This is a genomic window from Thiocystis violacea (assembly GCF_016583565.1).
Taxonomy (GTDB): domain Bacteria; phylum Pseudomonadota; class Gammaproteobacteria; order Chromatiales; family Chromatiaceae; genus Thiorhodococcus; species Thiorhodococcus violaceus_A.
The window spans coordinates 75,023-100,306 of sequence record NZ_NRRF01000012.1; the positions used below are offsets into that span (position 1 = coordinate 75,023).

The window sequence follows — 25,284 nt, forward strand, 5'->3', positions numbered from 1 at the left end:
TTGCTTGGTGCTACGACCGAAGCCGAGCTTAGGTTTGGTCGCCGGCTTCCGTCTCCGCGGTCGGGCTGACCTGGTCGAACGAAAGACGGAAATGACTCAGACCCGTGCCTGTCTTGTCCTTGTTCTCGATCAGCATCAGGCGTGGCTTCCCGATCGACTGCGAGCCTTCGACCTGGCTCATGAAGGCGGAGACACGCGCGTTGGATTGCGCCCGGCCCTCGATGACCACGGAGCGGCCAGTCTGCTGGACCTTCGTCAAATAGACGCCTGCCGGCAGGGCTGTGACCAGCTCGTCGAACAAGCGAACGATCTCCGGCCGGCTCGTCTGGAGTTTCTGGATGATGTCCATGCGAGCCAGGAGATCGGCCTTCGTCTTCTCGAGCTCATCAATCTCTTTGATCTTGCGATCGAGAGCGGCGATCTGGGTCTGGAGGTAGGTATTCTTCGCCTGCTGGCCGCTGATCCTGTCCTCGTTGTAGACATGGACGAGCACCGCGCCGGCGAAGGTAATGGCGAGCGCGATTCCAAGCGCCGTCAGGAAGTCCTTCTGACGTTGTTGGCGCGCTTCTTCACGCCACGGGAGTAGATTGATGCGCGCCATCTAATCGAACCCTCTCAGCGCGAGGCCGACCGCCACCATCATTCCGGGCGCTTCTCGCATGAGTTGTTGGGATTTGATGTCGGGTGAGAGCGACATCTGACTGAAGGGATTGGCGACCATGGTCGGGACCTTCAGTCGATCCTCCACCAGGGCATCAATCCGGGGAATGCTGGCCGGACCGCCGGCGAGCAGGATCTGGTCGACCTTGTTGAAGGTCGTTCCCGAGTAGAAGAACTGGAGCGCGCGGCCGATCTGCTGAGCCAGGGCCTCCTTGAAAGGCCCCAAGACGTCGATCTCGTAGGTCTCGGCGACATCGCCATCCATGATCTGCTGCGTCGCTTGTTCGCGGGTGAGGCCGTAGCGCCGCTGAACCTCCTCGCGCAGTTGCTGACCGCCGAAATTCTGCTCGCGCGTATAGATGATCTGGCCGTCGTTCAGGACGTGGAGCGTCGTGGTTGCGGAGCCCACATCCACGATCGCAAGGGTCTTGGAAGCGCCCGCGTCCTTGCGCATGCGTTGGATCAGCGAGCAGGCATTCTCCATCGCGTAGGCCTCGACATCGACGATGGTCGGGATCAGGCCCGCAAGCTCGAGCACACTGACGCGATCGTCCACATTCTCCCGACGCGATGCCGCCAGCAGGACGTCCAGGACCTCGGGGCTGTTCTTCGATGGACCGATGACGTCGAAGTCGAGATTGACCTCTTCGAGCGGGTAGGGGATGTATTGATCGGCCTCGAGCTGGATTTGGGTCTCCATTTCGGCGTCACTCAGCGTCGCCGGCAGGGTAATCACCTTGGTGATGACGGCCGAGCCAGCCACCGCAATCGCGGCCTTCTTGGTCTTGGTGCCCGCCTTGGTCACGGCCTTGCGGATGCACTGTCCGACCGCTTCGGGCTCGACGATCTTCTTCTCGGCGACGGCATTACCAGGAAGCGGCTCGATCGCATAGTGCTCGACCCGATAGTGTCCCGCCTTGGAGCCAGAGGTTTGCGAAAGCTCGATCAACTTGATGGCCGTCGAGCTGATGTCTATCCCCAAGAGGGGACTGTTCTTGCGACTGAGGCCAAACATATTTATCTCGCTGATTCGTATCCGTCGAGGAGTGTATGAGCTTGAATTCCGTGCTGTCGTGAAAAGATAACAGACTTGACGTGTGGAATGAGCCCCTTCATGCGACTCCCTCCATACCACTCGTCAGACAGCATAAGCCCGACGAGTCGGTCGCGTGGACAGCTCGGATGGAGCCTGCCGAGTCAGGCCGAAGGGCCGCGGCGGCTGAGGATACGCGAAACAGATGCTTCTTGAACTTGTCCTGGTGCTCGTTTTCTTCACGGCGAGGCACATGTTCTCTCCCTGTTATCCCTCAATACCGAGACAGCAACTGGCGTAACTGCCACAAATAGCTGCGCGCCATTATAGCCACATCCTCCTGCTGAGATGCTAGCGCGGCGTCATTTTTCGTGGAAGATATTGACCTAAGTCTGCGCGCGCAAAGGTCCATCGGCGCTTACTCGATTGCTGCGGCGCAGGGTCGCCGTCACCTTCGTCAAGACGCAACTGTTGCCCCGATGCAACAAGGCTCCGCCTGTTTCGACTGGCGGTGGATTGTCTGGCCAGATGAGCTTGGCTCCGCGTGGATGAATCGCGCGGGTCTGGCGTCTCGCCTGACCGGTGATTCAATGCGACGATGCGCGGTGATCGGAAACGAATCTGCGAATCCGGCAGCCGCGCACCCTGCTCGCACATGCAGAAGAGGAGCTATTCGATGGCTGGACGAGACCGTTCAAACGCACTCAAAGAGCGCCTGGCTTACGAAGCCGCGCGCATCATGGTCGAGCAGGGGTTGTCCGATTTCGATCGGGCCCGGCGCAAAGCCGCCGAGCGAGCCGGAATCCAGGATCGCCGACACTGGCCAACAAACGAGGCGGTCCGTGATGCCGTTCTGATCCAGCAGCGGCTGTTTCTTGGATCCGCGCACGCCCGCGAGCGTCACAGCCTGCGTCAGCAGGCCCTACAGGCGATGCAGACCTTCGCGGCGTTCTCGCCATGGCTGGTCGGGTCGGTGCTCACCGGCATGGGCGATCGTCAGACCGGCGTCGAATTGTTTCTCTTCGCCGATCGGCCGGAAGACGTCCTCTTCGCCCTCGTGGAGCAGCGGATTCCTTGGCGGGAAGCCGAGCGTAGCCTGCGTTATCCGGGAGGACAGCGCAGTGCTCACCCGGTTTTTCGTTTCATGGCCGGTGAGATCCCCTTCGAGCTGATCGTGCTGCCACGTCAGTGCCGCCGACATCCGCCGCTGGATCCGATCACGGATCGACCCCAGCGCGGCGCGGATGTCGACGAGGTCGAGCAGCTGCTCGCCGAGGAGGATGCCGGCTATCGCTTCGAGATGGGCAGGTAGTCGCGCTGGGTGGGTCCGCAATAGATTTGGCGGGGTCGGCCGATCCGGTTGCTGGAGTCCGACATCATTTCCATCCAGTGCGAGACCCAGCCCACGGTTCGGGCGACCGCGAACATTACCGTGAACATGTTGCGGGGAATGCCGAGCGCCTGGTAGATGATGCCTGAGTAGAAGTCGACGTTCGGGTAGAGCTGGCGCTCGACGAAGTATTCGTCGTTGAGCGCGATCTCCTCCAGCTTCATGGCGAGCTCGAAGAGCGGGTTATTGGCATCCGCCAGTTCATCGAGAACCTGATGGCAGACCTCGCGGATGATCTTGGCGCGCGGGTCGTAGTTCTTGTAGACCCTGTGTCCGAAGCCCATGAGTCGGAAGGGATCGTCCTTGTCCTTCGCCTTTTCGATGAAGCGCTGCACGTTCTTGACATCACCGATCTCGAGCAGCATGTCGAGCACCGCCTCGTTGGCGCCCCCGTGAGCCGGACCCCAGAGCGAGGCGATTCCCGCCGCGATACAGGCGAAGGGATTGGCCCCGGAGCTACCCGCGAGCCGAACGGTCGATGTGCTGGCATTCTGCTCGTGGTCGGCATGGAGAATGAAGAGCAGATTCATCGCCTTCTCGGCGATCAGGCCAGGCTTGTAGTGCTCGCATGGCGTCGCGAACATCATGTGGAGGAAGTTCGCGCAATAGCGCAGGTCGTTACGCGGGTACATGATCGGCTCGCCGACGCTGTGCTTATAGGCGGCGGCCGCGATGGTGGGCAGTTTCGCGATGAGTCTGTGTGCCGAGATCTCGCGATGGCGCGGATCATTGACGCTCAGCGAATCGTGGTAGAAAGCGGACAGGGAGCCCACCACGCCCACGAGCATCGACATGGGGTGTGCGTCGTAGTGAAACCCGTCGAGAAAATCCTTGAGGTTCTCATTGAGCATGGTGTGGCGGGTGATGATCTTCTCAAAACCCAGCAGCGCCTTCTCGTCAGGGAGATCGCCGTAGAGCAAGAGGTAGGCGACCTCCAAGAAGCTCGCCTTGGTCGCGAGCTGCTCGATGGGGTAGCCGCGGTAGAGCAAGACGCCTTCCTCGCCGTCGATGAAGGTAATGGCGCTGTTGCAGCTGGCGGTCGACATGAAGCCAGGGTCGTAGGTGAAGAACCCGGCTTCCTTGTAGAGCGAGGAGATATCCACCGCAGCTGGTCCCAGGATCCCCTGTTTCAGCGGGAATTCATGCCGCTCTCCAGTGGCATTGTTGATCACGGTGATGGTTTCGTTCGACATTAGCTCGCTCCTGGCCAAGGCTGTTCCTGGTGCTCGATCACCATTGAGGAACAGCGCGTGTGGTTTTCGAGTCAGTGGGCGCCAAAAGCCGCCTCAGTGGATGTCTCGCACTCGCTCGATTTCAGCCCGCACGGCTGAGGCGGACTTGTCGAAATCCGCGCGCTCGCGGTCATTGAGGTTCAGCTCGACGACCGACTCCACGCCTTTCTCGCCGAGGATGCAGGGCACGCCCATGGCGATATCCGCTTCGCCATACTCGCCTTCGAGCAGGGCGACACAGGGCAGCACACGCCGCCTGTTGTTGACGATGGCGTCGACCATGGCCGCCACCGCCGCACCAGGGGCGTCATAGGCGCTCGAACTCTTGCGCAACGCAAGGATCTCCGCGCCACCCTTGCGCGTGCGCTCGTTGATGGCCTCGATGCGCTCATCCGAGAGGAAATATGAAATGGGTATGCCGTTGATAGTGCAAAAGCGCGAGACGGGAACCATGGTGTCGCCGTGCCCGCCAAGCACCATGGTGGTGATGTCCAGGGCGGAGAACCCGGTCTCCTGCGCGATGAAGCTGGCCATGCGGGAGGCGTCCAGCACCCCGGCCTGACCGAAGACCCGACTGCGATCCCAGCCGGTCCGTTGGGCGACCCGGTAGGTCAGGGCATCCACGGGGTTGGAGACCAGCAGCATCATGGCATTGGGTGCGTGCGCCATGACATGGTCCGTGACCTCGTCAATGATGCGGGTATTGGTCTCCAAGACGTCGGCCCGCGACATCCCCGGCTTGCGCGGAATGCCCGCAGTGACGATGACGAGCTCGGAATCCTTGAGGATGCGGGGGTCGTTGCTGCCTTGGATGACGCAATCGAACTCGAAGAAAGGCGCTGTCTGCAGGATGTCCAGCGCGATCCCTTCCGGCACGTCCTCGCGAACATCGAAGAGTGCGATCTCTCGGCAGAACTCCTCTTCCGCCAGGATCTGCGCCGTTGTTTCACCGACGCGGCCAGCGCCCACGATACTGATCTTTTTCACGTCTCTGCTCCTCCGGTCGATTGGATGGTTATCCGTCGGATGCTCGGGATTACAGAGATTCGCCAACGTCGGCCGTTGTCGACCCGAGCCTTCAGCCAATCATACTGGTCATGACACCGCTTGCGGAATGCGCGCGACGCCACTCTTGATGGCGGCGAGGGAGACCGCTTGCGGCACCCGCTCGCGCAGCCGCGGATCGAAGGGCTTCGGAATGATGTAGTCCGGACCGAAGTGCAGCGCGTCCAGACCATAGGCCGCGAGGACTTCGCCGGGAACAGGCTCGTGAGCCAAGGCGCGGAGCGCCTCGACCGCCGCGATCTGCATGTCCTCGTTGATGCGCGATGCGCGCACGTCCAGGGCACCGCGGAAGATGAAGGGAAAGCCGAGGACATTGTTGATCTGATTCGGATAGTCCGATCGGCCGGTGGCCATGATCAGATCCTGGCGCACCCGCATCGCCACCGACGGGCGGATCTCGGGAACTGGATTCGAGAGGGCGAACACCACGGGCCGCGGCGCCATGGAGGCGAGCATCTTCTCCGAGACGAGATCCGGTCCCGAGACGCCGATGAAGACGTCGGCCCCTTCCATGGCATCCGCGAGCGTGCGTTTCTCCGTATCGGCGGCGACCCCGAACTTATAGGGGTTCAGATCCTTGCGGCCCAGGTGGATGATCCCCTGGCGGTCGACGCAGAAGATATTGTTGCGATGGGCGCCCAGCGTCATGAGCAGGCGGATCCCGGCGATGCCGGCGGCACCCGCGCCCAAGACGACGATGCGCGCCTCTTCCAGCGTCTTGCCCTGTAGCTCGAGCGCGTTCAGCAGCCCGGCCGCGATGATGATCGCGGTGCCATGCTGATCGTCATGAAAGACGGGGATGTCCAGCTGCTCGATGAGCGCCTGCTCGATCTCGAAGCAATGCGGCGCGGCGATGTCTTCCAGGTTGATCCCCCCGAAGGTCGGGGCGATGCGCGTCACCGTCTCGATGAACGCTTGCGGATGCTCGGCCTGGACCTCGATATCGAAACAGTCGATATCCGCGAACCGCTTGAAGAGCACCGCCTTGCCTTCCATGACCGGCTTGCCGGCCAGGCCGCCGACGTTTCCGAGGCCGAGCACAGCGCTCCCGTCAGTGATCACCGCAACCAGATTGCCCTTATTGGTGTAGTCGTAAGCCCGTTGCGGATCGGCATGGATCCGCCGCACCGGCTCCGCCACTCCGGGCGTATAGGCGAGCGAGAGATCATGTTGCGTATCGGCCGGCTTGGTCAGCGCGATGCCGATCTTGCCCGGCTTCGGATGCGCGTGGAAATCCAGCGCCTCGCGGTTCAAGTCTGCGTCGGGATGGGCGAAGCTCTCGGGGTCGGTCACGGTGCGCTCTCCAATGGAATCTTCGGCCGTCTGTCGACCGATCGACAAAGCCCCAGTCGGCGGCAGTCTCCACGAGAAGGTCCATGAAGGCGCACGATGAGGTCGTGCATCGGCAGGCGGTGACGGCGGCATCATCTCCCCGCCGTGGCGGCGAGTCAAATGACGCGGGTGCGGATAATAGAAGCGACCAATCGTCTCTTGGTCAGAATGGCAAGGCGATCGAGAGCGCGAGGTCTGTCGGCGCGCGAGGCACAGTTGACTCGCACGACCCGCGCCCGATCTAGGTCTCTCAGCGCGAATACCTGCGACGGAATTTGTCGACGCGTCCCCCGGTATCCAGAACCTTCTGCTTTCCGGTGTAGAAGGGATGGCAGGAGGAGCAGACTTCGATGTGCATCTCTTGACCCTTGGTGGATCGCGTCGTGAACTCGTTGCCGCAGCTGCAGACCACCTTCACATCGGTGTAATCCGGATGGATTCCTTCTTTCATGATGACCCTTTTTGGCCCGCTTGGGCTTTGGAATTCTTGTAAAACGCGCAAGCGTACCAGGAATCTTCCACGCAGGCAACGCGTGATTGCGAGCCCGCTAACCCGCTCAACACCCGTCGTCTCCTAGGCGGCTCGGTTGACGGCCCTTGGGGCTCGCCGCCAGCGGCGTTACGCAGACAACAGCCTCTCTCGCGTTCGGGATTTAGCTTCCCTGCCAGTTGACCAGCCTGCGTTTCAGAGCAGGATCAAGGTCGCCAGTCCCAGAAAGGCGAAGAAGCCGACGATGTCGGTGACCGTGGTCAGCACCACGCCGCCAGCCAGTGCCGGATCGATACCGAAGCGGCGCATGAGCAGCGGGATGGTGACCCCGGAGACCGCCGCACACAGCAGATTGAGCAGAATGGCCACGGCAATGATGCCGCCGATGAGCCAATTGCCGAACCAGAGAATGGCCAGCGCGGCCACCACCAGCGCCCAGAGCAGACCGTTCAGGAGTCCGATGCCGACCTCTTTGAGCAGCAGGATGCGGGTGTTGCCGCTGCCGAGCTGACCGGTCGCCAACCCGCGGATCACCAGCGTGAGCGTCTGGCTGCCGGCGATACCGCCCATGCTGGCGACGATCGGCATCAGCACCGCGAGCGCCACCACCTGCTGCAGCGTGCCCTCGAAGAGGCCGATGACCCAGGCCGCGAGGAAGGCGGTGATGAGATTGATGCCAAGCCAAACCGCGCGCCGACGGCTGCTGGCCAGCACCGGGGCGAACATATCCGTTTCCTCGTCGAGGCCCGCCATGCCCATCATCGCGTGGGCGGACTGCTCGCGGATGACGTCGACCACGTCATCGATGGTGATGCGCCCCAGCAGCCGGCCCTGCGCATCCACCACCGGGGCGGAGGTCAGATCCTGCTCCTCGAAGCGGCGCGCCACCGCATCGCTCGGCTGATCGGCTGGCACAGGTTCGAAGTCGGCCTCCATGAGGTCGGCGACGGCCGTCTGCAGATCCGCGGTCAGCACACGGCCGGTCCGCAGGATGCCCTGATACTGATGTTTGCGGTCGATGACGAAGAGCTTGTCGGTGTTCAGCGGCAGATCCTCGCGCAGGCGCAGATAGCGCAGCAGGGTGCCGACCTTGATGTTGGAGCGCACCGCGATCTGGTCCATGTTCATGAGACCGCCGGCGCTGTCCTCGGGATAGGCGAGCATCGACTGCAGCCGCTCGCGCTCGCGCCGATCCATGGCCTCCAGGATTTGACGGCCGGTGGCTGTCGGTAGGTCCTGGATGAGGTCGACCAGGTCATCGGGCTCGAGGCCCCGCGCGGCGTCGACCAGGTGATCCAGGTCCATCTCCGTGGCCAGCCGCCGACGCACCTCCTCGTGCAGGTGGCGCAGCACCTTGCCCGTGCGCTCGCCCTCCACCATGTCCCAGGCCGTGGCGCGCTCGGTCGCCGGCAGCGACTCCAGCAATCCGGCGATGCGCGCCGGATGCAGCTTGCGGAATAGGCGCGCGATGCGCTTGAGCTTGCCCTGGTCCAGCGCATCCAGGACGAGGCGCAACTGGGTTTCCGGCTCGTCTTCCAGGCGGGCATCCGCGACGGGCGCGGCCAGATCGGTGGAATCCTCGTTTGGGGCTGCGTCGGCCTCGAGGTCGCGCACGAGCTGCGCGCGTAGCGCCGCGGACAGATGTGCGAGCACCTTCGGCTCCGTGCGTGCATCGACCTGATGCCAGGCGGCAACGCGCTGCTCTGGCGTGAGCGTTTCAAGCAAGCTCGCGACCTTCGCCGGATGCATGGCTTTGAGCAGGCGGCGCACGCGCTTGCCCTGGTTCTGCGCGAGCATCTCGCGCAGGCGATGGATCTCGGTCGCGACGGAATCGTCTCGCTCCTGCGTTTGTGGTTTCAAGTGGGTCGTCCGTTTGGATAGGCGTTGACGTCGACAGGATCACGCATGGGCATCTCGCCCAGTCGATTCAGGGCGCGTCCGCCCGGTGAGAGAGATGCGCGGACCTTATCGAACCAGTCGATGATGAATTCCGCGCCGGCCGGAAGAGGCGCCCGGCATGCCGTCCTCACCCTGGATGGCGTCGTCGAGGTCGGGCGAGGGCGTTCTCAAGCGCCTCCTTCTTTCGTGCCTGGCATGAACCGGGTCACCAGATCGTCGAGGAAGCGCTCGCCCAGTGCCGTGGGCCTGACCAGGCCGTCGCGGAGACACAAGAGGCCGTCTTGCACCGCCGCTTCGATGCGGGGGTGGATCCTGGACCAGTCTAGGCCTGTGGTGTCCTCGAAGAGTCGCATTTGGAATCCGCCGTTCAAGCGCAAAACGTTGAGTGCGAATTCGAACAGGGTCTCCGGTTCGCTCAGCACCCGCGCCGTGCCCACCAGGTCAGCGGGCTCCCGGTCGAGATAATCCTGGGGATTCGGCCGCTTGGCGGTACGTCGGATCGACCAGCCCGAGGCAGCGTCCCCGCTATCCGTCAGCTTTCCGTGCGCACCGGCGCCGAGACCGAGATAGTCGCCAAAGCGCCAGTAGTTGAGGTTGTGACGACAGGGTCGGCCGGGGCGGGCGTAGGCCGAGACCTCGTAGCGGGCGTATCCGGCCGCTTCCAGCCGCCGAATGCCGTGCTCGCTCATGTCCGCCGCCAGATCCTCATCCGGGCGCTCGGGCGGCTGCGCGTGGAAGCGGGTGTGCGGCTCGATCGTCAACTGGTAGTAGGAGATGTGCTCCGGCTCAAGCGCGATCAGGTCCTGCAGATCCCGAGCCGCCTCTTGCAGCGTCTGGCCCGGCAGCGCGAACATCATGTCGAGATTGAGGTTCTCGAAACCGGCGGCGCGTGCCATGCGCACCGCCGCGCGTGCCTGCGCGGGGTCATGGATTCGCCCGAGTCTGCCCAATTGGTCCGCGGACAGGCTCTGCACACCGATGGAGAGCCGATTCACGCCGGCCTCGCGATACGCCTGGAAGTGCCGCGCATCGACCGTGCCGGGATTGGCTTCCAGCGTGATCTCCACGTCCGACGCCAGATCCATGCGCGCCTGAATGCCCGCCAGCAGACGGCGTGCCATGCCCCCCGGTAGAAGACTCGGGGTCCCACCGCCGATGAAGATGGATTGCAAAGGCCGCCGCGCGGCAGGTCTGCTCAGATCCTCATCCAGATCCGCCAACAGCTGAGCGACATAGCGCTCGAACGGGGGCGATTGGCCGGCCCCGTGCGAGTTGAAATCGCAATAGGGGCATTTGCGGACACACCAGGGGATGTGCACGTAGAGGCTCAGCGGAGGTCCGCTTGCCCGCACAGTCTCCGCCCGGAGACTCACCTTGGCCTCGCGGCGATTCCGCGCAGGCGCGATGACACAGTGCCTGCGCCTGGCATCACGCCTCTCACCCCGCGGCGATCCGCTGGCACCGACGCAGGACTAGCGGCCCTTGCTCAGGCTCTCCTTCAGGAGTTCGCCGAAACTGCCCATGGTCTTTTCCGGTGCAGCGGCAGCCGGTTTGGCCGACTTGAGGGCGTCGGTGGCAGCCGCCTCGCGTGCGCGCTGCTCATCCAGTGACAGGCTGATACGGTGGCGCTCGAGATCGATACCCAGCACGCTCGCCTCGACCAGGTCGCCCTCCTTGAGGATCTCGCTCGGGTGGTTGATCCGTTTCTCCGCGCCGAGTTCGCTGATGTGCGCCAGACCGTCGATCCCGGGCGCCAGCTCGATGAAGGCACCGAAGGGCTGGAGCCGCATCACGCGTCCCTGAACGCGGGTTCCGACGGGGAAGGCCTCGATGGCATCCAGCCAGGGATCGCGGCTGACCGCGCGAATCGAGAGCGCGATCTTCTCGCGCTTCTTGGCGTCGCTCGGCTGCTCGATCCGCAAGACGCCGACCTCCACCGTCTGACCGACCTGCAGGATCTCCTTCGGGTGCTTCACATGCCCGAAGGCCAACTCGCTGATGTGGATCATGCCCTCGAGACCACCGATATCGACGAAGGCGCCATAGTCTTTCAACGACGTCACGGTGCCCGTGAGCACCGCGCCTTCCTTGAGCAGGGCACGGGTCTCCTCGGCCTTGATGCGTTGCTCCTCCTCGAGGATCGCACGCCGCGAGACGACCAGATTGGGCCGGCGCCCGCCCTCGAACTTGGTCACGCGGAAGTCGAACCGCTGACCGACGAACTCGGAGAGGTCATCGATGAAGCGGATATCGATCTGCGAGGCCGGACAGAAGGCGCGAATACCGGCGACCTGAATGTCGAGCCCGCCCTTGACCGCCGCGGTGACCTGACCCTGGACCGGCAGACCTTGTCGATAGGCGCGCTCCACCTCGTCGAGTCCATGGGCCTTGTGTCCGTGTTGACTGCCGAGCAGCAGCATGCCGCTCTCCTCGTCCTTGCCGGTCACATGGCTCTCGATCTCGTCACCGACCGCATGCTTGAGCTGGCCCTCCGCATCTTTGAGCGAGGCAATCTCCAAGCGCCCCTCCGACTTCGCGCCCAGGTCGACGAAGGCGTATTCCTCCCCCATCGCGATCAGTGTGCCCTTGACCTTTTCCCCCACTGTCGGGTCGCCCTTGAGGCTCTGCGGGTGGGTTTGGTCGAATTGGTTGAGCAGGTCTTCGAAGCTTTGTGAGTCGGACATGGGTGAGACGGAGGATGACAAGTGGATGGATGATCCTGGCTATTGTAGGGCGTAATCGCCATTCGCCCCAGTGGCGAGCGGTTCAGCCGGTGGGTTCCAGGTGTGCGTAGGCGAGCACCAGCCACTTGGCCCCGACATCCTGGAAGTTGATCTGGATCCTGGCCTGAGCGCCGCGCCCTTCGCTGTTCAAGACGACTCCCTCGCCGAACTTGGGGTGCCGCACGCGTTGGCCGAGCTGAAATCCCTCGGGGGCGGCGGCGCCCGAGAGGCTTCCCGGGGGGGGGCTCGGCGCGCGCATCTGACGCTTGACCCCGCCGCCGCGGATCTCTTCCATCAGCCCAGCCGGGATCTCGCGCAGAAAGCGGGAGGGTGCTGGATAGTCCTCGCGCCCATAGAGCCGGCGGCTTTCCGCATGGCTGACGTAGAGCTGCTGCATGGCGCGGGTCATGCCGACGTAGCAGAGCCGGCGCTCCTCCTCCAGCCGGTCCGGGTCCTCGGCCGACAGGTTGTGCGGGAAGAGCCCTTCCTCCAGACCGACCAGGAAGACGATGGGGAACTCCAAACCCTTGGCGCTGTGCAAGGTCATCAGCTGCACGCTGTCCTCGCCCTGGTCGGCCTGGGTCTCGCCGGCTTCCAAGGCGGCATGCGCGAGGAAGGCGCCGAGCGGATCGCCTTCCTCGTCCTCCAGCTCCTGCTCGAAGCGCAGGACGGTGTCGACCAGCTGCTCCAGGTTCTCGACGCGATCCTGTCCCTTGCCGTCCTTGTTCTTTTTGTAGTGCTCCGGTAGACCGGCGGTTTGAATCGTCCGGTTGGTCACCTCAGCCAGCTCGCGCTCGGCGCCGCCGGCCTTCAGCTCGAGGATCAGCGCGATGAAGGCGCGCAGCGAACCGCTCGCACGCGGCCCCAAGGCCCCCGTCGCGCTGAGATCCTGGGCGGCTTGCCACAATGAGACACGCGCCTCGCGCGCCTGCTCGCGCAGCAGCTCCAGCGTGCGGTCGCCGATCCCTCGGGTTGGCGTATTCACCACGCGCTCGAAGGCCGCGTCGTCATCCGGATTGGAGAGCAGGCGCAGATAGGCCAGCGCATCGCGGATCTCGGCGCGTTCGAAGAACCGCAGGCCGCCGTAGACCCGGTAGGGGATCTGTGCCTGGATCAGCGCCTCCTCGAACAGCCGCGACTGCGCGGTCGTGCGATAGAGGATGGCGCACTCATCGCGTCGGTAGCCTTCCTCCTGGACGAAGCGGCGGATGCGCTCGATCACGAAGCGGGCCTCGTCCACCTCGTTGAAGGCGCTGTAGCGGCGGATCGGATCGCCGTCGGTGTCCTCCGTCCAGAGGTTTTTTCCCAAGCGCGACGGATTGTTCGCGATCAGCGCATTGGCCGCCGCCAGGATGTTGCCGGTCGAGCGATAGTTCTGCTCCAGCCGGATCGTCCGCGTGGTCGGGTAGTCGTGCTGGAAGGACTGGATGTTCTCCACCCGTGCCCCACGCCAGCCATAGATCGACTGGTCATCGTCGCCCACGGCGAAGAGGTTGTCGTTCTGCCCGGCGAGCAGCCGCAGCCAGGCATATTGGATGGCATTAGTGTCCTGGAACTCGTCGACCAGGATGTGCCGGAAACGCTGCTGGTAGTGATGCAGGATGTCCGGGCGCTCACGCAGCAGCTCCAGCGCGCAGAGCAGCAGATCCGCGAAATCCAGCATGCCGCCGCGGATGCGGATCGCCTCGTACTCCCGGTAGACCGCGATCATCTTCTCCATGAAGAAGTCGCCGCCGCTCTCCAGATGCTGCGGGCGCAGACCTTCGTCCTTCTGCTTGTTGATGAAACCCTGAACTTGACGGGGCGGATAGCGCGACTCGTCGAGCTGCATGGCTTTGAGGATGCGCTTGATCGACCGAAATTGGTCGTCCGCATCCAGGATCTGGAAATGCTGAGGCAGCTTGGCGTCCTGCCAGTGCGCGCGCAAGAAGCGGTGCGCCAATCCATGGAAGGTTCCGACCCACATCCCGCCGACCGGCGCGCCGAGCATCTCCTCCAGGCGCGCGCGCATCTCGCGCGCGGCCTTGTTCGTGAAGGTGACCGCCAGGATCGACCAAGGCGGCAGTCGCTCCACCTGAAGCAGCCAGGCGATGCGGTGTACCAACACCCGTGTCTTGCCGGAGCCAGCCCCCGCGAGGATGAGCAAGTTGCCGGCTTCGGCCGACACCGCGTCGCGCTGGGCATCGTTGAGTGAGTCGAGGAGATGAGAAACGTCCATCGGCGGATTCTACCAACCTCGCGGCGAGCGCCCTAATCGAGGGGGCAGGGGGCGATCGATTTTAGGGGCGACGGCGCTTCTCTATATTTACAATCTTGAAGAAAGAATAACTGTAATAAGGGCTGTGGATAACTCGATTTTTCAGAAAACCTTCGCATTTTTAAGTGCTTGAGGCATCGATTCACACGGACGAGAATGTGGATAAGCGGTGGTTAAAATAAGGCCTCGGATTGATCCACAGGCTATGCACAGAGAAACCAGGCTGCTTATCAACAGCTTGTTATCGTCCGTAAGTCATTGATATTAAATAGTCGGCTAATGTTCGCGACGCCGAGGTCCGACGCGACTCCGCTGGCGTGCCCTGCTCTTCGCGCCCCGATGCCTCAGGGCGTAGTAGAATGCGCGGCTCGACCAGTCGGGGATATCCACCAAATTCAGATCGGGCACCCTTTCATGACCCAGTTGACCAATGACACCTTTCTCCGCGCCTTGCTGCGTGAACCCGTTGATTACACACCGGTTTGGATGATGCGCCAGGCAGGCCGCTATCTGCCGGAGTACCGCGCCACGCGCGAGAAGGCCGGCAGTTTCATGGCCCTGTGCAAGAACCCCGAGCTCGCGTGTGAAGTCACGATTCAGCCGCTCGATCGCTTCCCGCTGGACGCCGCCATCCTCTTCTCCGACATCCTCACGGTGCCGGACGCGATGGGCCTGGGGCTCTACTTCGCCGATGGCGAGGGTCCGCACTTCGAGCGGCCGGTGCGCACGGCCGCCGATGTCGAGCGGATCGCCGTCCCGGATCCGGAAGGCGAGCTCAAGTACGTCATGGATGCCGTCTCCACCATTCGCCGCGAGCTCAATGGCCGGGTGCCCTTGATCGGCTTCTCCGGCAGCCCCTGGACGCTGGTGACCTACATGGTTGAAGGCGGTGGCGCCAAGAACTACGCGCACACCAAGGGCATGATGTTCGACCGCCCGGACTTGCTGCATAAGCTGCTGGCCAAGACGGCCGACTCAGTGGCGGCCTACCTCAACGCCCAGATCGCGCGTGGCGCCCAGGCCGCGATGATTTTCGACACCTGGGGTGGTGCGCTGGCGCCGGCCAACTATCGGGAGTTCTCGCTGGCCTACATGCAGCGCGTCGTCGAGAGTCTGACCCGCGAGTCCGAGGGCCGTCGGGTGCCGATCATCCTCTTCACCAAGAACGGCGGGCAGTGGTTGGGCGACATGTCCAAGACGGGCTGCGATGCCCTGGGCGTGGATTGGACGACCGATCTGGCGGACGCCCGTCGCATGGTCGAAGACCGTGTCGCCCTGCAGGGCAACCTGGACCCCTGCGCGCTCTATGCCTCGCCCGAGCGCATTCGCGAAGAGGTTGCTCGTGTTTTGGCCAGCTACGGCAAGGGCAACGGCCACGTCTTCAACCTGGGCCATGGCATCACACCGGACGTCAATCCGGAGCATGCCGGTGCGATGGTCGCCGCGGTGCACGAGCTGAGCCGGGCGTATCACGTCTAAACGGCGGTTCGGGACGCCGCCTGATCGAGCAGGATACAGGGGCCACGAAGGCCCCTGACCTGTGCAGAGACCCCCATTGCCCGATGTTGGCGATGCCGGAACGCCTTGAGCGGCCTGCGAGCGCGGATGCCGGGCAGCGCGGATCATGGACTTTCTCGTCTTCGAGCGACTGATCGACGGACTCCGGGGATCGGGGTCGTGCGGGACGCGGCAGGGTTCCTGGCGGGTGGCGAAGGTCGTCACCTTACCTCATTCGTCCATGGGGTCGTGCTCGAATGGACGACCTTGCACCAGCTCGAAGCCTATTCCGATGGCCAATTCCCGCTGACGATCGACGCTGCCCCGCTTGCCGTGGGGGTCGGTTGGGCGGTCATCATCGACGCTGCGATGGAATGTTCGGACAGCCTGATCAGGATGCCGCGACCGCGAGAGCGGCCGGTTCGTCATTGGCGACATGCATCCGGGTATCTTCTTGGCCCATCAGCAATTCTCGCTCGAAGGCGGGCTCATCGATGCGAGCACCAAGGTAGGTCGCAAGCGCCCGCATGTCCTTTTCACCACTGCCCAGGCAGCTGGTGCCGCCTGGGGATGGCGTCATGTTGAAGATGATCCCGGCGCCATCGGTGAACTTCGCCTCGCCCATGCGGAGCTTGCGCGCTGTCTTGTCGATGAGCTGCGGGCGGATACCCCCGAATCCTTCTGCATAGCTGATGTCTTCCACGCGGATGGAAGGCACGATCTTGCGGATCTCTTTCGCGAAGAGGTGGCGGTTGAGCTTCGGAACCTCGTAGAGGATGTTGCGCAGGATGTAGCGGCGGATGTCCGGTACCTTGATCTGGTCCCAGATGACGCTGGCGACCTGTCGGTCGAAGCGCAGGACCTTGAAAAACTCCCTGATGGATGAGCGATCGTAGCGTTCGAGCATCGGCAGCATGAGGGCGGTCGGCCCGAACCGGGTCTTGCCGCGCTCCTTGACGTCATGGTCGCCATGCACGGCGGCAAAGGGCAGGTTGGGGTTCTGCACCCTGTAGACCTTGCCGTTGAGCGCCTCGGGCGCGAAGTAGAAGGAGCCGGCGACCGGCAGACAGGAGTATTCGAGCCCAAGGCCCATCTCTTGAGCCATCAGCAGCGAGTGGCCGCCGGCGCAGACGACCACTGCTCGCGCCTGAAGCAGGCCGCGATTGGTTTGCAGCACGTAGCCGCCGTCTTCCTTGCGGATGGCATCCACCTTGGTCGAGAACAGTTGCGTGATCTGCTTGCCGGTCGTGCGATCCATCTGGACGCAGGCATCCGAGAAGGACTGTGCCAGTGCCTGGAAATCGACGGCACAGTAATCGTCCGGAGCTCCGGACGCGACGATCTCCTCGTCCCGCCAGGCGCCATTCACCAAGGCGACGTTTGGCTCGATGCCCGCAATATCCTCCCGCTCCAGAAGCTGCATGCGCGGAAAGAGGCCCTTGAAGGTCTCGTAGCGTGCGCGGATGTAGCGGCATTCCGCCTCCCCGACGCCAAGCACCATCTTCGGCATGCGGTGGATGATCCTGTCACGCTCCTCGCCCGCAAGCTTGGTGGCATAGTTCACCACCATGTAGGCGGTGCGCTTGACCGCGGCGGCCTTTTCGAGTGTGTAGTTGGTCTCGATGTCGCCGCAGTGGATCGTCTGGCTGTTGCTGTGGGCGTGCGAGTTGACGCTGGCGACGCTGTCGTACTTTTCGACGAGACAGAGTCGGCTGAGGTCCGTGAACTTGGCGAGCTGGTAGAGAAGGGCCGTGCCGGTAACACCGGCGCCGACGATGAGGACGTCGTAGTGGGTCGAGGCTGACATGCCTTGGGTCTCCTTCAGCGGCTGAGGTGCCCTTCGCCGCGAGCGAGCCTGACTCGGCTCTTGTGCGGCGCAACATTCGGGTCACATTAGCGGATGTGGAGACGCCAGAGAACACAAGGGTTCGGATTTAAGAGATTAAAATAGTCAATTATTGTTTGGCCCTTCCGTCCCCAACGCGCGCGCGAGCCTGCCGCCGCGAAGGGCTGCCACGAGGCGCCATCCCTGGCCAGAGATCGGCGCTCGATCAGGCAGAGAGATCCTGTCTCAGGATCTGGATGCCTTGACCAGTCGGTCGAGCCGCAGGCGTTGACGTTCGTCGAAGAGCCGACGAGATCCCAGCCACACCGCCGCCATGGAGCCCAATCCAGTTCCGCCCGAGATCAGGAACATGATCAGGAGCTGATACTTCGCGGCCTCCATCGGCGGGCTTCCGGCGAGGATCTGGCCGGTCATCATGCCGGGTAGGCTGACCAGGCCGGCGGTGCCCATGGCGTTCACGATGGGGATGAGGCCGGAGCGCAGCGCCTCGCGCCGGATGTCCTCGATGGCCTCCTCCCAATTCTGACCGCTCAGCAGGCGTGCCTCGATCTTGCCCCGCGCTTCCCAGGCATTGCGGGTAAGGTTGTCGAGTGCGATGGCGACGCCGTTCATGGTATTGCCCAGCATCATGCCCAGCAGCGGGATCAGATACTGTGGCTGGTACCAGGGCTCAACGCCGATGACGAGCGTCAGCGCCAGCAGCGTGACACTGAACGACGACAGGAACATCGAGATGGCGCCGATTCCGTAGCCCCAGCCACCGCGGTAACGGCGCTTCTGGCGTTGCATGACCTCGAGTCCGGCGACCGAGAGCATGACCATCGCCATGAGCCCGATCAGCGGCAGGCTGGTCTGGGCGAAGAGCAGCTTGAGCACCATGCCGACCAGGGTGAGCTGGATCGCGCTGCGTGCGGCCGCGATGAGCACGCGTCGCTCCACGCCCAGCCTGAGCCACCAGGACATGGCCGCGAGCAGCAGGACCAGGATCGCCGCGATGGCCAGATCCCAGGGGGTGAGATGGATCAGGGTCATGGCTCTGGCACCAGCTTGCCGGCGTCGATGAGGTAGCAAGGCCCGCCGAGACGCCGTCGCTGCTCCGGATCATGACTCACCCAGAGCACCGCCGCTTGGGCCTGACGGCGATAGGCCTCGATCACCGACTCAACGCAATCGCGATTCGCGGGATCGAGGTTTGCGGTTGCCTCATCGAGCAGCATGGCCTCTGGGCCTTGCGCCAAGAGTCGAATCAGGGCGAGCCGCTGACGCTCGCCGGTCGAGAGTCGCGCGACGGACCAGGTCAGCACATCCGACGTAAAGCCGAGCTGCCCGAGCCAGGTATCGATGGACGGGTCGGTCTCTGGCGCCGTCTGCTTGCGACTCAACAGGTGTTCGCCGACGGTCTCACCCCACCAGAAGGACTCGGCCGGCAGCAGGCCGACGCGCCGACGCCAGGTCGGTGGCGCCATCGCCGAGCGGGCTTCGTCACCGAGCCAGACGTTGCCCTCGTGCGGGTCCAGATCGGCAATCGCGCGCAGCAGCAAGCTCTTGCCGGACCCGGATGGTCCCGAAATGAACGCCAGCTCGCCGGCAGCGACCTTCAGATCAATGGGGGCTAAGAGCGGGTGTCGGATGCCCTCCAGCCGCAGGGCCGTCATCAGCGACGCCGGTAGAGCAGGTCGTGAACGGGATGCCCGAGCCGTTCGCCGCGCTGTTCGAATTTCGTCAGCGGGCGTGCGCCGGGGCGCGGCGCGTATTGCCCAGGTCCGGCGATGTTCTCGAAGCGCTCGCTCGCCCCCTCCATGATCTCCAGCATCTGCTCGGCGTAGGGCTCCCAGTCCGTCGCGGCATGGAAGACGCCGCCCGGGCGAATCACCTTGGCCAGCAGATCGACCAACTGGTGGCTGAGGATGCGGCGTTTGTGGTGGCGACGCTTGGGCCAGGGATCCGGGAAGAAGAGTTGGACCCCATCCAGGCTGGCTGGCGAGAGGCCTTGGGTCAGCACCTCGACGGCGTCGTGGCGCATGACCTTGAGGTTCTCCAGGGCGCGGCGCTCGATCTCAAGCAGGAGGTGTCCCACGCCAGGGCGGTGGACTTCGATGCCGAGCCAGTTTCGGCTCGGGTCAGCCGCGGCCATTTCAGCCAAGGATTCTCCGTTGCCGAAACCGATCTCGAGCACGACGGGCTTCGAGCCCCCGAAGACCTGCGAGAGGTCGATCGGCTGCCCCGGCGTCCAGTCCATGCCGTACTTCGGCCAAAGGTCCTCGAAGGCGCGTTCCTGCGCGCCTGTCAGGCGTCCTTCCCGCAAGACGAAGCTGCGGATTGGGCGGTGGTGTGGGTCGGTCGAGTGCAAATCCGAGTCTCGGTCGGTGTGTTGTGGCGCGCGATCCCGATGGATCAGCGCGAATGTCGCTGCGTCAAAGTCTCAGCAATCTCGGAGCGCCGTCCTACAAAGCGGCAATCTTCGCCCGCTGCGTCTGCAGATTGCCAATCGCCGCCGCATGCTCGGCGAGCTTGGCGCGCTCCTTCTGGACGACGGCCTCGGGTGCCTTATCGACGAAGCTCGGATTCTCCAGCTTCTTCTCGGTCCGCGCGATGTCGTCCGTGAGCCGAGCGATCTCTTTGTCGAGCCGCTTGAGCTCGGCATCCTTGTCGATGAGACCCGCCATGGGGATCAGCAGCTTCATGCCGCCGACCAGGGCGATGGCGGACTCCGGCGCCGCGGATTCGTCGTCGAGCAGGGTGATGGATTCGGTGCGCGCCAGAAAATCGAGATAGGGGCGCGCGGTCTCCAGCCAGACCTCGTCCTGATCCGAGGCATTGGCGACCAGCACCGGCAGCGGCTTGCCGGGCGGGATGTTCATCTCACCCTTGATGCGGCGAACGCCCAGGATGCACTGCTGGACCCAGGCGATCTCGGCGACCGCCAGCGGATCCGCCGAGCCTGCGTTGGCCACCGGGAAGGGCGCCAGCATGATGGTGTCCCCATCGACGCCGGCGAGCGGCCGGACCTTCTGCCAGATCTCCTCGGTGATGAAGGGCATGATGGGGTGGGCGAGACGCAGCAGGGCCTCAAGCGTGCGCACGAGCGTCTGGCGAGTGCCGCGCTTAGCGGCATCGGATGCGGCCTCGCCCGTGAGGACCGGCTTGCAGAGTTCCAGGTACCAGTCGCAGAACTCGTTCCAGGTGAACTCATAGAGCGCTTGGGCGGCGAGGTCGAAGCGGTAGCCCTCGATGGCCTCGGTGACGGCGGCCGTGGTGCTGTCCAGCCGCGAGCGGATCCAGCGGTCGGCCGCACTCAGTTCGATGGGGTCAGACCCTAAGCCGCAGTCCTGCCCCTCGGTGTTCATGAGCACGTAGCGCGAGGCGTTCCAGAGCTTGTTGCAGAAGTTGCGGTAGCCCTCGGTGCGGCTGAGGTCGAACTTGATGTCGCGGCCGGTCGAGGCGAGCGCGGCGAAGGTGAAGCGCAGGGCGTCGGTGCCGAAGCCGGGAATGCCGTCGGGGAAGTCATTGCGGGTCGCCTTGGCGATCCGCTCCGCCAGATGCGGCTGCATCATGCCCTTGGTGCGCTTCTCGACCAGCGGCTCCAGCTCGATACCGTCGATCAGGTCGATGGGGTCGAGCACGTTGCCCTTGGACTTGGACATCTTGTCGCCGTGGGCGTCGCGCACCAGGCCGTGGATGTAGACCTCGCGAAAGGGCACGTCGTCCATGAACTTGAGGCCCATCATGATCATGCGGGCGACCCAGAAGAAGATGATGTCGAAGCCGGTGACCAGGACGGAGGTCGGGTAGAAGGTCTTGAGCCGGTCGGTCTCCTCCGGCCAGCCCAGGGTGCTGAAGGGCCAGAGCGCGGAGCTGAACCAGGTGTCGAGCACGTCTTGGTCTTGCTCCAACGCGACCTCGGGGCCAAAGCCGTGCTGCTCGCGCACCTCCTCCTCGGAGCGGCCGACGTAGACGTTGCCCTCGCTGTCGTACCAGGCCGGGATGCGGTGTCCCCACCAGATCTGGCGGCTGATGCACCAGTCCTGGATGTTGCGCATCCACTCGAAATAGGTGTTTTTCCAGTTGTCCGGCACGAAGCGGATGTCGCCATTCTCCACGGCCTTGATGGCCGGGTCGGCGAGCGGTTGGACGCGCACGTACCACTGATCGGTCAGATAGGGCTCGATGACGGCGCCGGAGCGGTCGCCGCGCGGCTGCTGCAGTCGGTGGTCCTTGATGTTGGCGAGCAGGCCCAGCGCCTCCAGGTCCGCGACGATGCGCTTGCGCGCGGCGTAGCGGTCGAGGCCGATGTAGGCGGCGGGCAGAAGCTGGCCTTCTTCGGGCTCGTTGTCGCGGATGGCGGCATCCGGCGTGAAGATGTTGATGAGCCCGCCGTGCGGCTGCTCGGCAATGCCTGTCTCGTCGCGATGACGATGCCAGACTTGGTTGTCGTTGAAGTCGTGCGCGGGCGTGATCTTGACGCAGCCGGTGCCGAACTCGGGGTCGGCGTGCTCGTCGGCAATGATGGGGATGCGCCGGCCGGTGAGCGGCAGCTCGACGAATTCGCCGATGAGGTGCTTATAGCGGTCGTCTTCCGGGTTCACCGCGACCGCGCAGTCACCGAGCATGGTTTCGGGCCGGGTGGTTGAAACCACCATGTAGACCTGCTCCTTGACCCCTTCCGGCTGCACGACCGGATAGCGCATGTCCCACATGTGCCCGCTTTCTTCCTCGGAAAGCACCTCCAGGTCGGAAACGGCGGTGTGCAGAACCGGATCCCAGTTCACCAGCCGCTTGCCGCGGTAGATGAGCCCTTCTTCATGGAGACGGACGAAGACCTCGCGCACGGCGGCGGACAGTCCCTCGTCCATGGTGAAGCGCTCATGCTCCCAATCGAGCGATGAGCCCATGCGTCGCAGCTGGCGGGTGATGGTGTTGCCGGACTCTGCCTTCCATTCCCAGATGCGCTCCAGGAACTTCTCGCGGCCGTAGTCGTGGCGGGTCTTGCCCTCGGCGTCGATCAGGCGCTCCACCACCATCTGGGTCGCGATGCCGGCATGGTCCGAGCCGGCCTGCCAGAGCGTGCGCTCGCCCTTCATCCGGTGATAGCGGGTGAGGGCGTCCATGATGGTGTCCTGGAAGGCATGTCCCATGTGCAGGCTGCCCGTGACGTTGGGCGGCGGGATCATGATGCAGTAAGCGCCCGCACCCGCCTGATCGGAGGGGACGAAGTAGCCGCGCTCCTCCCAGGTTTGGTACCAGGTCTTCTCCAGGGATTGAGGGTCGTAGTTCTTGTCCAGCATGGTGCTCGGGCTCGTCGGCGGGCGGGTACGAAACTTGGCAGTATAACTGATGAAAAAGCCGCGCACGCCGCTCGACTCCGCTCGCTGGCGCGCGACCACTTTGTGTGAAGCACCGCGCAGGATCACCGCCAGCGCCTTGCGCTCTGCGTGGGAAAGCAGTCTGATCGAGTGTCCAATGCGGCAAGATCGCGGGATCGAATAGGGTGGCGATGCGTCGGAACGAAGTTCAGCTGATTGCCGGCATGGACCCCGAGTCTAGGCCCCGCCTCCAGACCGAAGGTACCGGCCTGTTCGCGCTCGACTATTCGGCGTTGCCGCTTGCCGTGCAGGCGGAACGGGTGAGGGCGCTCTACCACAATGCCCTCACTGGCCTCCTGGTCAACGTCGTGTTGGGCGTGCTCATGATGGCGGTGCTCTGGGATCTGGTGTCCGAGCCAGGGCTTCTGTTTGTCTGGTTCGTCGCGCTTGTTGTCGTCACCGGGGTCCGCGCACTCCATCTGCTGAGCTTCCGGCGCAAGGCCCCGAGCGACGCTGAGATGCTGCGTTGGAGAGACGCCTTCCTGGTGGGCTCATGCGTCGGCGGGCTGCTTTGGGGTGGTTTCGGTCTCCTGTTCGTGCCGGACAGCCCGCTCCTGACGCAGGTGTGGATCACCTTCGCGCTTGGCGGCATGGTCGCTGGCGCGTCCGCCGTGCTGGGCTGCGTCTACCGCGTCTACATCAGCTATCTCCTGATCGTGCTTGCCCCGATCACCCTCTGGTTCCTCCTCCTCGGCGACACGGCTGGCCGGGCGACCGGCACCATGCTGGTCATCTATGGCGCGGCGATGGCCGTGACTGGGCTTGTTTACCGCAAGATCCTGATCCGTTCGATCGTGCTCAACCTGCGCCTGCAGGAAGCCACGGGCAGGGCGGAGGCGGCGAGCCGTGCAAAGTCCGAGTTTCTGGCCAACATGAGCCATGAGATCCGCACGCCGATGAGTGCCGTCATGGGCATGACCGAGCTGCTTCTGGAGACGGATCTGGACACCCGGCAACGGCACATGACTGCTCAGGTCCGGCAAGCGGGGCAGGGGCTGTTGCGCATCATCGATGACATCCTGGATATCTCGAAGATCGAAGCCGGGCGGCTTGAGGTCGATGCCGAACCCTTCGATCCGGTCCTGGCGGCGGAGACCCAGGTCGAGCTGTTCGCCGGAGGCGCGGAGGCAAAGGGCGTTGACTTGCTGCTCTGGGTCGCGGACGGTCCGCGTTGGCCTGCCCTGGGCGATGTCGCGCGCTATCGGCAGATCCTGTCCAATCTGCTCAGTAACGCCATCAAATTCACCGCGCAGGGGTCCGTGGTCGTGACGATCAGCTGGCCCGACACCGATGCGCCGACGCTGCGGGTTCTGGTGGAAGACACGGGTATCGGGGTCTCCCCGGAGATGCGGGAGCGCATCTTCGAGATCTTCGAGCAGGCGGAGGCGAGCACCAGCCGCCGCTTTGGTGGGACCGGCCTCGGGCTGGCCATCTCACGACGCCTGGCGCGGATGATGGGGGGCGACCTGCACCTTGTCGCCCGCGCCGGAGGCGGCAGCCGGCTGGAGCTGGTGTTGCCCGTGGATGCCGCCGCCGAGCCGGCGGTTCTTGCGGAGACGCCGGCGGCCTTGGTTGGCCTGCGCGTCTTGGTCGTCGACGACCAGGCCCATAGCCGGGATTTGCTGTGCGCGCGTCTGCGCCAGCGGTCGATGGTGCCCGTGCCAACGGACTTGAGCACCCTGAAAGAGGCGTCCGCCGTGCCGCCGGCCGGGGATCTCGCGATTCTGGTCATCCATGAGGAAGCTGGCTCGCCGGATCCGCTCGAGGCGGCGAGGGCGCTTGGTGTCCCGACGCATCTGCTCGTGCCCTACCGCCGTTTCATGGAAATCCACGCAACGCCCGAGGTCTCGGTTGGGCCTTTGGCGCTCTTTGCCACGGGGCTCGATGAGGCGCTTCTCGGGTTGCTGCAACCGGGGGCCGGGTCCGCTGCGCCTCAGGCTGGCGAGCCGGGCGGCGCGAGCCCGATCAACTACCCTGGGGTCCGCGTTCTGTTGGCCGAGGACAATCCAGTCAATCAGGCCCTGGCAACACTGATGCTGGAGCGCATGGGCTGTGAAGTGGACCTCGCGGAGGACGGCCGCAAGGCCGTGGAGGCGTTCCAGCGACAGCGCTATGACTTGGTGTTGGTCGATGGCGAGATGCCACTGATGGACGGGATTCAGGCGACGCAGTGCATGCGCCGGATGGAGCAGGAGCGGGGCCTCGCCAAGACCCCGATCGTTGCCGTGACCGCGCACGCCCTGAGCGAGGATCGCGACCGCTATCTCGCGGCGGGGCTCGACGACTATCTCTCCAAACCCTATTCCTTCGCCGAGCTGGCCTCCGTGCTGAGCCGCTGGCTGCCGCCGCCAGGGCCGGAGACAGCGCGGACCTCAGAGGGCGAGTCCGTCACCGGCGGACAGTCCTGACCCGGTGGTTGGTCACACGCCGGCGTTGCGGTGACCTGTGCCCAATCCTGTTGGATGTCGGCGTCGATCGCGGTCAGCAGGTCGCGGAA

At 64.1% G+C, this 25,284-nt stretch carries 18 protein-coding genes; 3 read left to right on the forward strand and 15 right to left on the reverse strand.

The genetic code is table 11. From position 1 onward, the window contains the following. Nucleotides 1-28: 28 nt before the first annotated feature. Together CKO23_RS07545 and CKO23_RS07550 are read right to left on the reverse strand one after the other, a co-directional pair. Nucleotides 29-601: a PilN domain-containing protein gene (locus tag CKO23_RS07545; RefSeq protein WP_200329649.1), complete on the reverse strand. Its 573-nt coding sequence runs from the start codon at nucleotides 599-601 to the stop codon at nucleotides 29-31. Next, entirely contained in the window at nucleotides 602-1,675 is a 1,074-nt protein-coding gene (locus tag CKO23_RS07550) for a pilus assembly protein PilM (RefSeq protein ID WP_200329651.1), read from the reverse strand. 694 nt (nucleotides 1,676-2,369) lie between these two features. Between CKO23_RS07550 and CKO23_RS07555 the strand changes: the two genes are divergently transcribed. After that, nucleotides 2,370-3,005 carry a hypothetical protein gene (locus tag CKO23_RS07555; RefSeq protein ID WP_200329653.1) on the forward strand — a complete coding sequence of 212 codons (636 nt, stop codon included), beginning with the start codon at nucleotides 2,370-2,372 and terminating at the stop codon, nucleotides 3,003-3,005. On the opposite strand, the gene CKO23_RS07560 is transcribed toward CKO23_RS07555, so the two are convergent. From CKO23_RS07560 to uvrD, 8 genes are all read right to left on the reverse strand, one after another. Continuing rightward, nucleotides 2,981-4,276, reverse strand: a complete 1,296-nt coding sequence (locus CKO23_RS07560; protein ID WP_200329655.1) for a citrate synthase — start codon at nucleotides 4,274-4,276, stop codon at nucleotides 2,981-2,983. The genes CKO23_RS07555 and CKO23_RS07560 overlap by 25 nt on opposite strands. 93 nt (nucleotides 4,277-4,369) lie before the next feature. Beyond that, nucleotides 4,370-5,302 carry a malate dehydrogenase gene (gene mdh, locus CKO23_RS07565; RefSeq protein WP_200329657.1) on the reverse strand — a complete coding sequence of 311 codons (933 nt, stop codon included), beginning with the start codon at nucleotides 5,300-5,302 and terminating at the stop codon, nucleotides 4,370-4,372. A gap of 108 nt (nucleotides 5,303-5,410) precedes the next feature. Continuing rightward, complete coding sequence (locus tag CKO23_RS07570; protein ID WP_346014583.1) at nucleotides 5,411-6,673, reverse strand: malic enzyme-like NAD(P)-binding protein; 1,263 nt, start codon at nucleotides 6,671-6,673, stop codon at nucleotides 5,411-5,413. A 289-nt stretch (nucleotides 6,674-6,962) separates the two neighbouring features. Continuing rightward, nucleotides 6,963-7,163 (reverse strand): 50S ribosomal protein L31, encoded by a 201-nt coding sequence (gene rpmE, locus CKO23_RS07575; RefSeq protein WP_200329661.1) that lies wholly within the window; start codon nucleotides 7,161-7,163, stop codon nucleotides 6,963-6,965. A 234-nt stretch (nucleotides 7,164-7,397) separates the two neighbouring features. Then, nucleotides 7,398-9,062, reverse strand: coding sequence for a magnesium transporter (gene mgtE / locus CKO23_RS07580; RefSeq protein WP_242482281.1), 1,665 nt, complete (start codon nucleotides 9,060-9,062; stop codon nucleotides 7,398-7,400). 206 nt (nucleotides 9,063-9,268) lie between these two features. Continuing rightward, nucleotides 9,269-10,474: a radical SAM family heme chaperone HemW gene (gene hemW, locus CKO23_RS07585; RefSeq protein WP_200329663.1), complete on the reverse strand. Its 1,206-nt coding sequence runs from the start codon at nucleotides 10,472-10,474 to the stop codon at nucleotides 9,269-9,271. A gap of 99 nt (nucleotides 10,475-10,573) precedes the next feature. Further along, the gene (locus CKO23_RS07590; protein ID WP_200329665.1) at nucleotides 10,574-11,785 is read right to left on the reverse strand and encodes a 30S ribosomal protein S1; all 1,212 of its coding nucleotides are present in this window, start codon (nucleotides 11,783-11,785) and stop codon (nucleotides 10,574-10,576) included. 82 nt (nucleotides 11,786-11,867) lie between these two features. Next, nucleotides 11,868-14,042 (reverse strand): DNA helicase II, encoded by a 2,175-nt coding sequence (gene uvrD / locus CKO23_RS07595; RefSeq protein WP_200329667.1) that lies wholly within the window; start codon nucleotides 14,040-14,042, stop codon nucleotides 11,868-11,870. Nucleotides 14,043-14,495: 453 nt separating this feature from the next. Here uvrD and hemE point away from each other — a divergent pair, with 453 nt between their 5' ends. Then, nucleotides 14,496-15,560: a uroporphyrinogen decarboxylase gene (gene hemE / locus CKO23_RS07600; protein ID WP_200329669.1), complete on the forward strand. Its 1,065-nt coding sequence runs from the start codon at nucleotides 14,496-14,498 to the stop codon at nucleotides 15,558-15,560. 409 nt (nucleotides 15,561-15,969) lie between these two features. Here the strand turns inward: hemE and CKO23_RS07605 are convergent, their stop codons facing one another. The 5 genes from CKO23_RS07605 to CKO23_RS07625 all read right to left on the reverse strand — a co-directional run bounded on the left by CKO23_RS07605 (nucleotide 15,970) and on the right by CKO23_RS07625 (nucleotide 22,709). Further along, nucleotides 15,970-17,385, reverse strand: a complete 1,416-nt coding sequence (locus CKO23_RS07605; protein ID WP_200329671.1) for an FAD-dependent oxidoreductase — start codon at nucleotides 17,383-17,385, stop codon at nucleotides 15,970-15,972. Nucleotides 17,386-17,649: 264 nt separating this feature from the next. Continuing rightward, nucleotides 17,650-18,456, reverse strand: coding sequence for an ABC transporter permease (locus tag CKO23_RS07610; RefSeq protein WP_200329673.1), 807 nt, complete (start codon nucleotides 18,454-18,456; stop codon nucleotides 17,650-17,652). After that, entirely contained in the window at nucleotides 18,453-19,079 is a 627-nt protein-coding gene (locus CKO23_RS07615; RefSeq protein WP_200329675.1) for an ABC transporter ATP-binding protein, read from the reverse strand. The genes CKO23_RS07610 and CKO23_RS07615 overlap by 4 nt, the downstream gene beginning before the upstream one ends. Continuing rightward, the gene (gene trmB, locus CKO23_RS07620) at nucleotides 19,079-19,774 is read right to left on the reverse strand and encodes a tRNA (guanosine(46)-N7)-methyltransferase TrmB (protein WP_242482282.1); all 696 of its coding nucleotides are present in this window, start codon (nucleotides 19,772-19,774) and stop codon (nucleotides 19,079-19,081) included. The genes CKO23_RS07615 and trmB overlap by 1 nt, the downstream gene beginning before the upstream one ends. A 94-nt stretch (nucleotides 19,775-19,868) precedes the next feature. Then, the gene (locus CKO23_RS07625; RefSeq protein WP_200329677.1) at nucleotides 19,869-22,709 is read right to left on the reverse strand and encodes a valine--tRNA ligase; all 2,841 of its coding nucleotides are present in this window, start codon (nucleotides 22,707-22,709) and stop codon (nucleotides 19,869-19,871) included. 209 nt (nucleotides 22,710-22,918) lie between these two features. Between CKO23_RS07625 and CKO23_RS07630 the strand changes: the two genes are divergently transcribed. Next, nucleotides 22,919-25,195: an ATP-binding protein gene (locus CKO23_RS07630; protein ID WP_200329679.1), complete on the forward strand. Its 2,277-nt coding sequence runs from the start codon at nucleotides 22,919-22,921 to the stop codon at nucleotides 25,193-25,195. Nucleotides 25,196-25,284: the final 89 nt, after the last annotated feature.

Excerpts from the sequence above, each read along its gene's own strand:
- CKO23_RS07545 (WP_200329649.1), bottom strand. The coding sequence starts at position 601 with ATGGCGCGCATCAATCTACTCCCGTGGCGTGAAGAAGCGCGCCAACAA.
- CKO23_RS07550 (WP_200329651.1), bottom strand. The coding sequence starts at position 1,675 with ATGTTTGGCCTCAGTCGCAAGAACAGTCCCCTCTTGGGGATAGACATC.
- CKO23_RS07555 (WP_200329653.1), top strand. The coding sequence starts at position 2,370 with ATGGCTGGACGAGACCGTTCAAACGCACTCAAAGAGCGCCTGGCTTAC.
- CKO23_RS07560 (WP_200329655.1), bottom strand. The coding sequence starts at position 4,276 with ATGTCGAACGAAACCATCACCGTGATCAACAATGCCACTGGAGAGCGG.
- rpmE (WP_200329661.1), bottom strand. The coding sequence starts at position 7,163 with ATGAAAGAAGGAATCCATCCGGATTACACCGATGTGAAGGTGGTCTGC.
- CKO23_RS07590 (WP_200329665.1), bottom strand. The coding sequence starts at position 11,785 with ATGTCCGACTCACAAAGCTTCGAAGACCTGCTCAACCAATTCGACCAA.
- uvrD (WP_200329667.1), bottom strand. The coding sequence starts at position 14,042 with ATGGACGTTTCTCATCTCCTCGACTCACTCAACGATGCCCAGCGCGAC.
- hemE (WP_200329669.1), top strand. The coding sequence starts at position 14,496 with ATGACCCAGTTGACCAATGACACCTTTCTCCGCGCCTTGCTGCGTGAA.
- CKO23_RS07605 (WP_200329671.1), bottom strand. The coding sequence starts at position 17,385 with ATGTCAGCCTCGACCCACTACGACGTCCTCATCGTCGGCGCCGGTGTT.
- CKO23_RS07610 (WP_200329673.1), bottom strand. The coding sequence starts at position 18,456 with ATGACCCTGATCCATCTCACCCCCTGGGATCTGGCCATCGCGGCGATC.
- CKO23_RS07615 (WP_200329675.1), bottom strand. The coding sequence starts at position 19,079 with ATGACGGCCCTGCGGCTGGAGGGCATCCGACACCCGCTCTTAGCCCCC.
- CKO23_RS07625 (WP_200329677.1), bottom strand. The coding sequence starts at position 22,709 with ATGCTGGACAAGAACTACGACCCTCAATCCCTGGAGAAGACCTGGTAC.
- CKO23_RS07630 (WP_200329679.1), top strand. The coding sequence starts at position 22,919 with ATGCGTCGGAACGAAGTTCAGCTGATTGCCGGCATGGACCCCGAGTCT.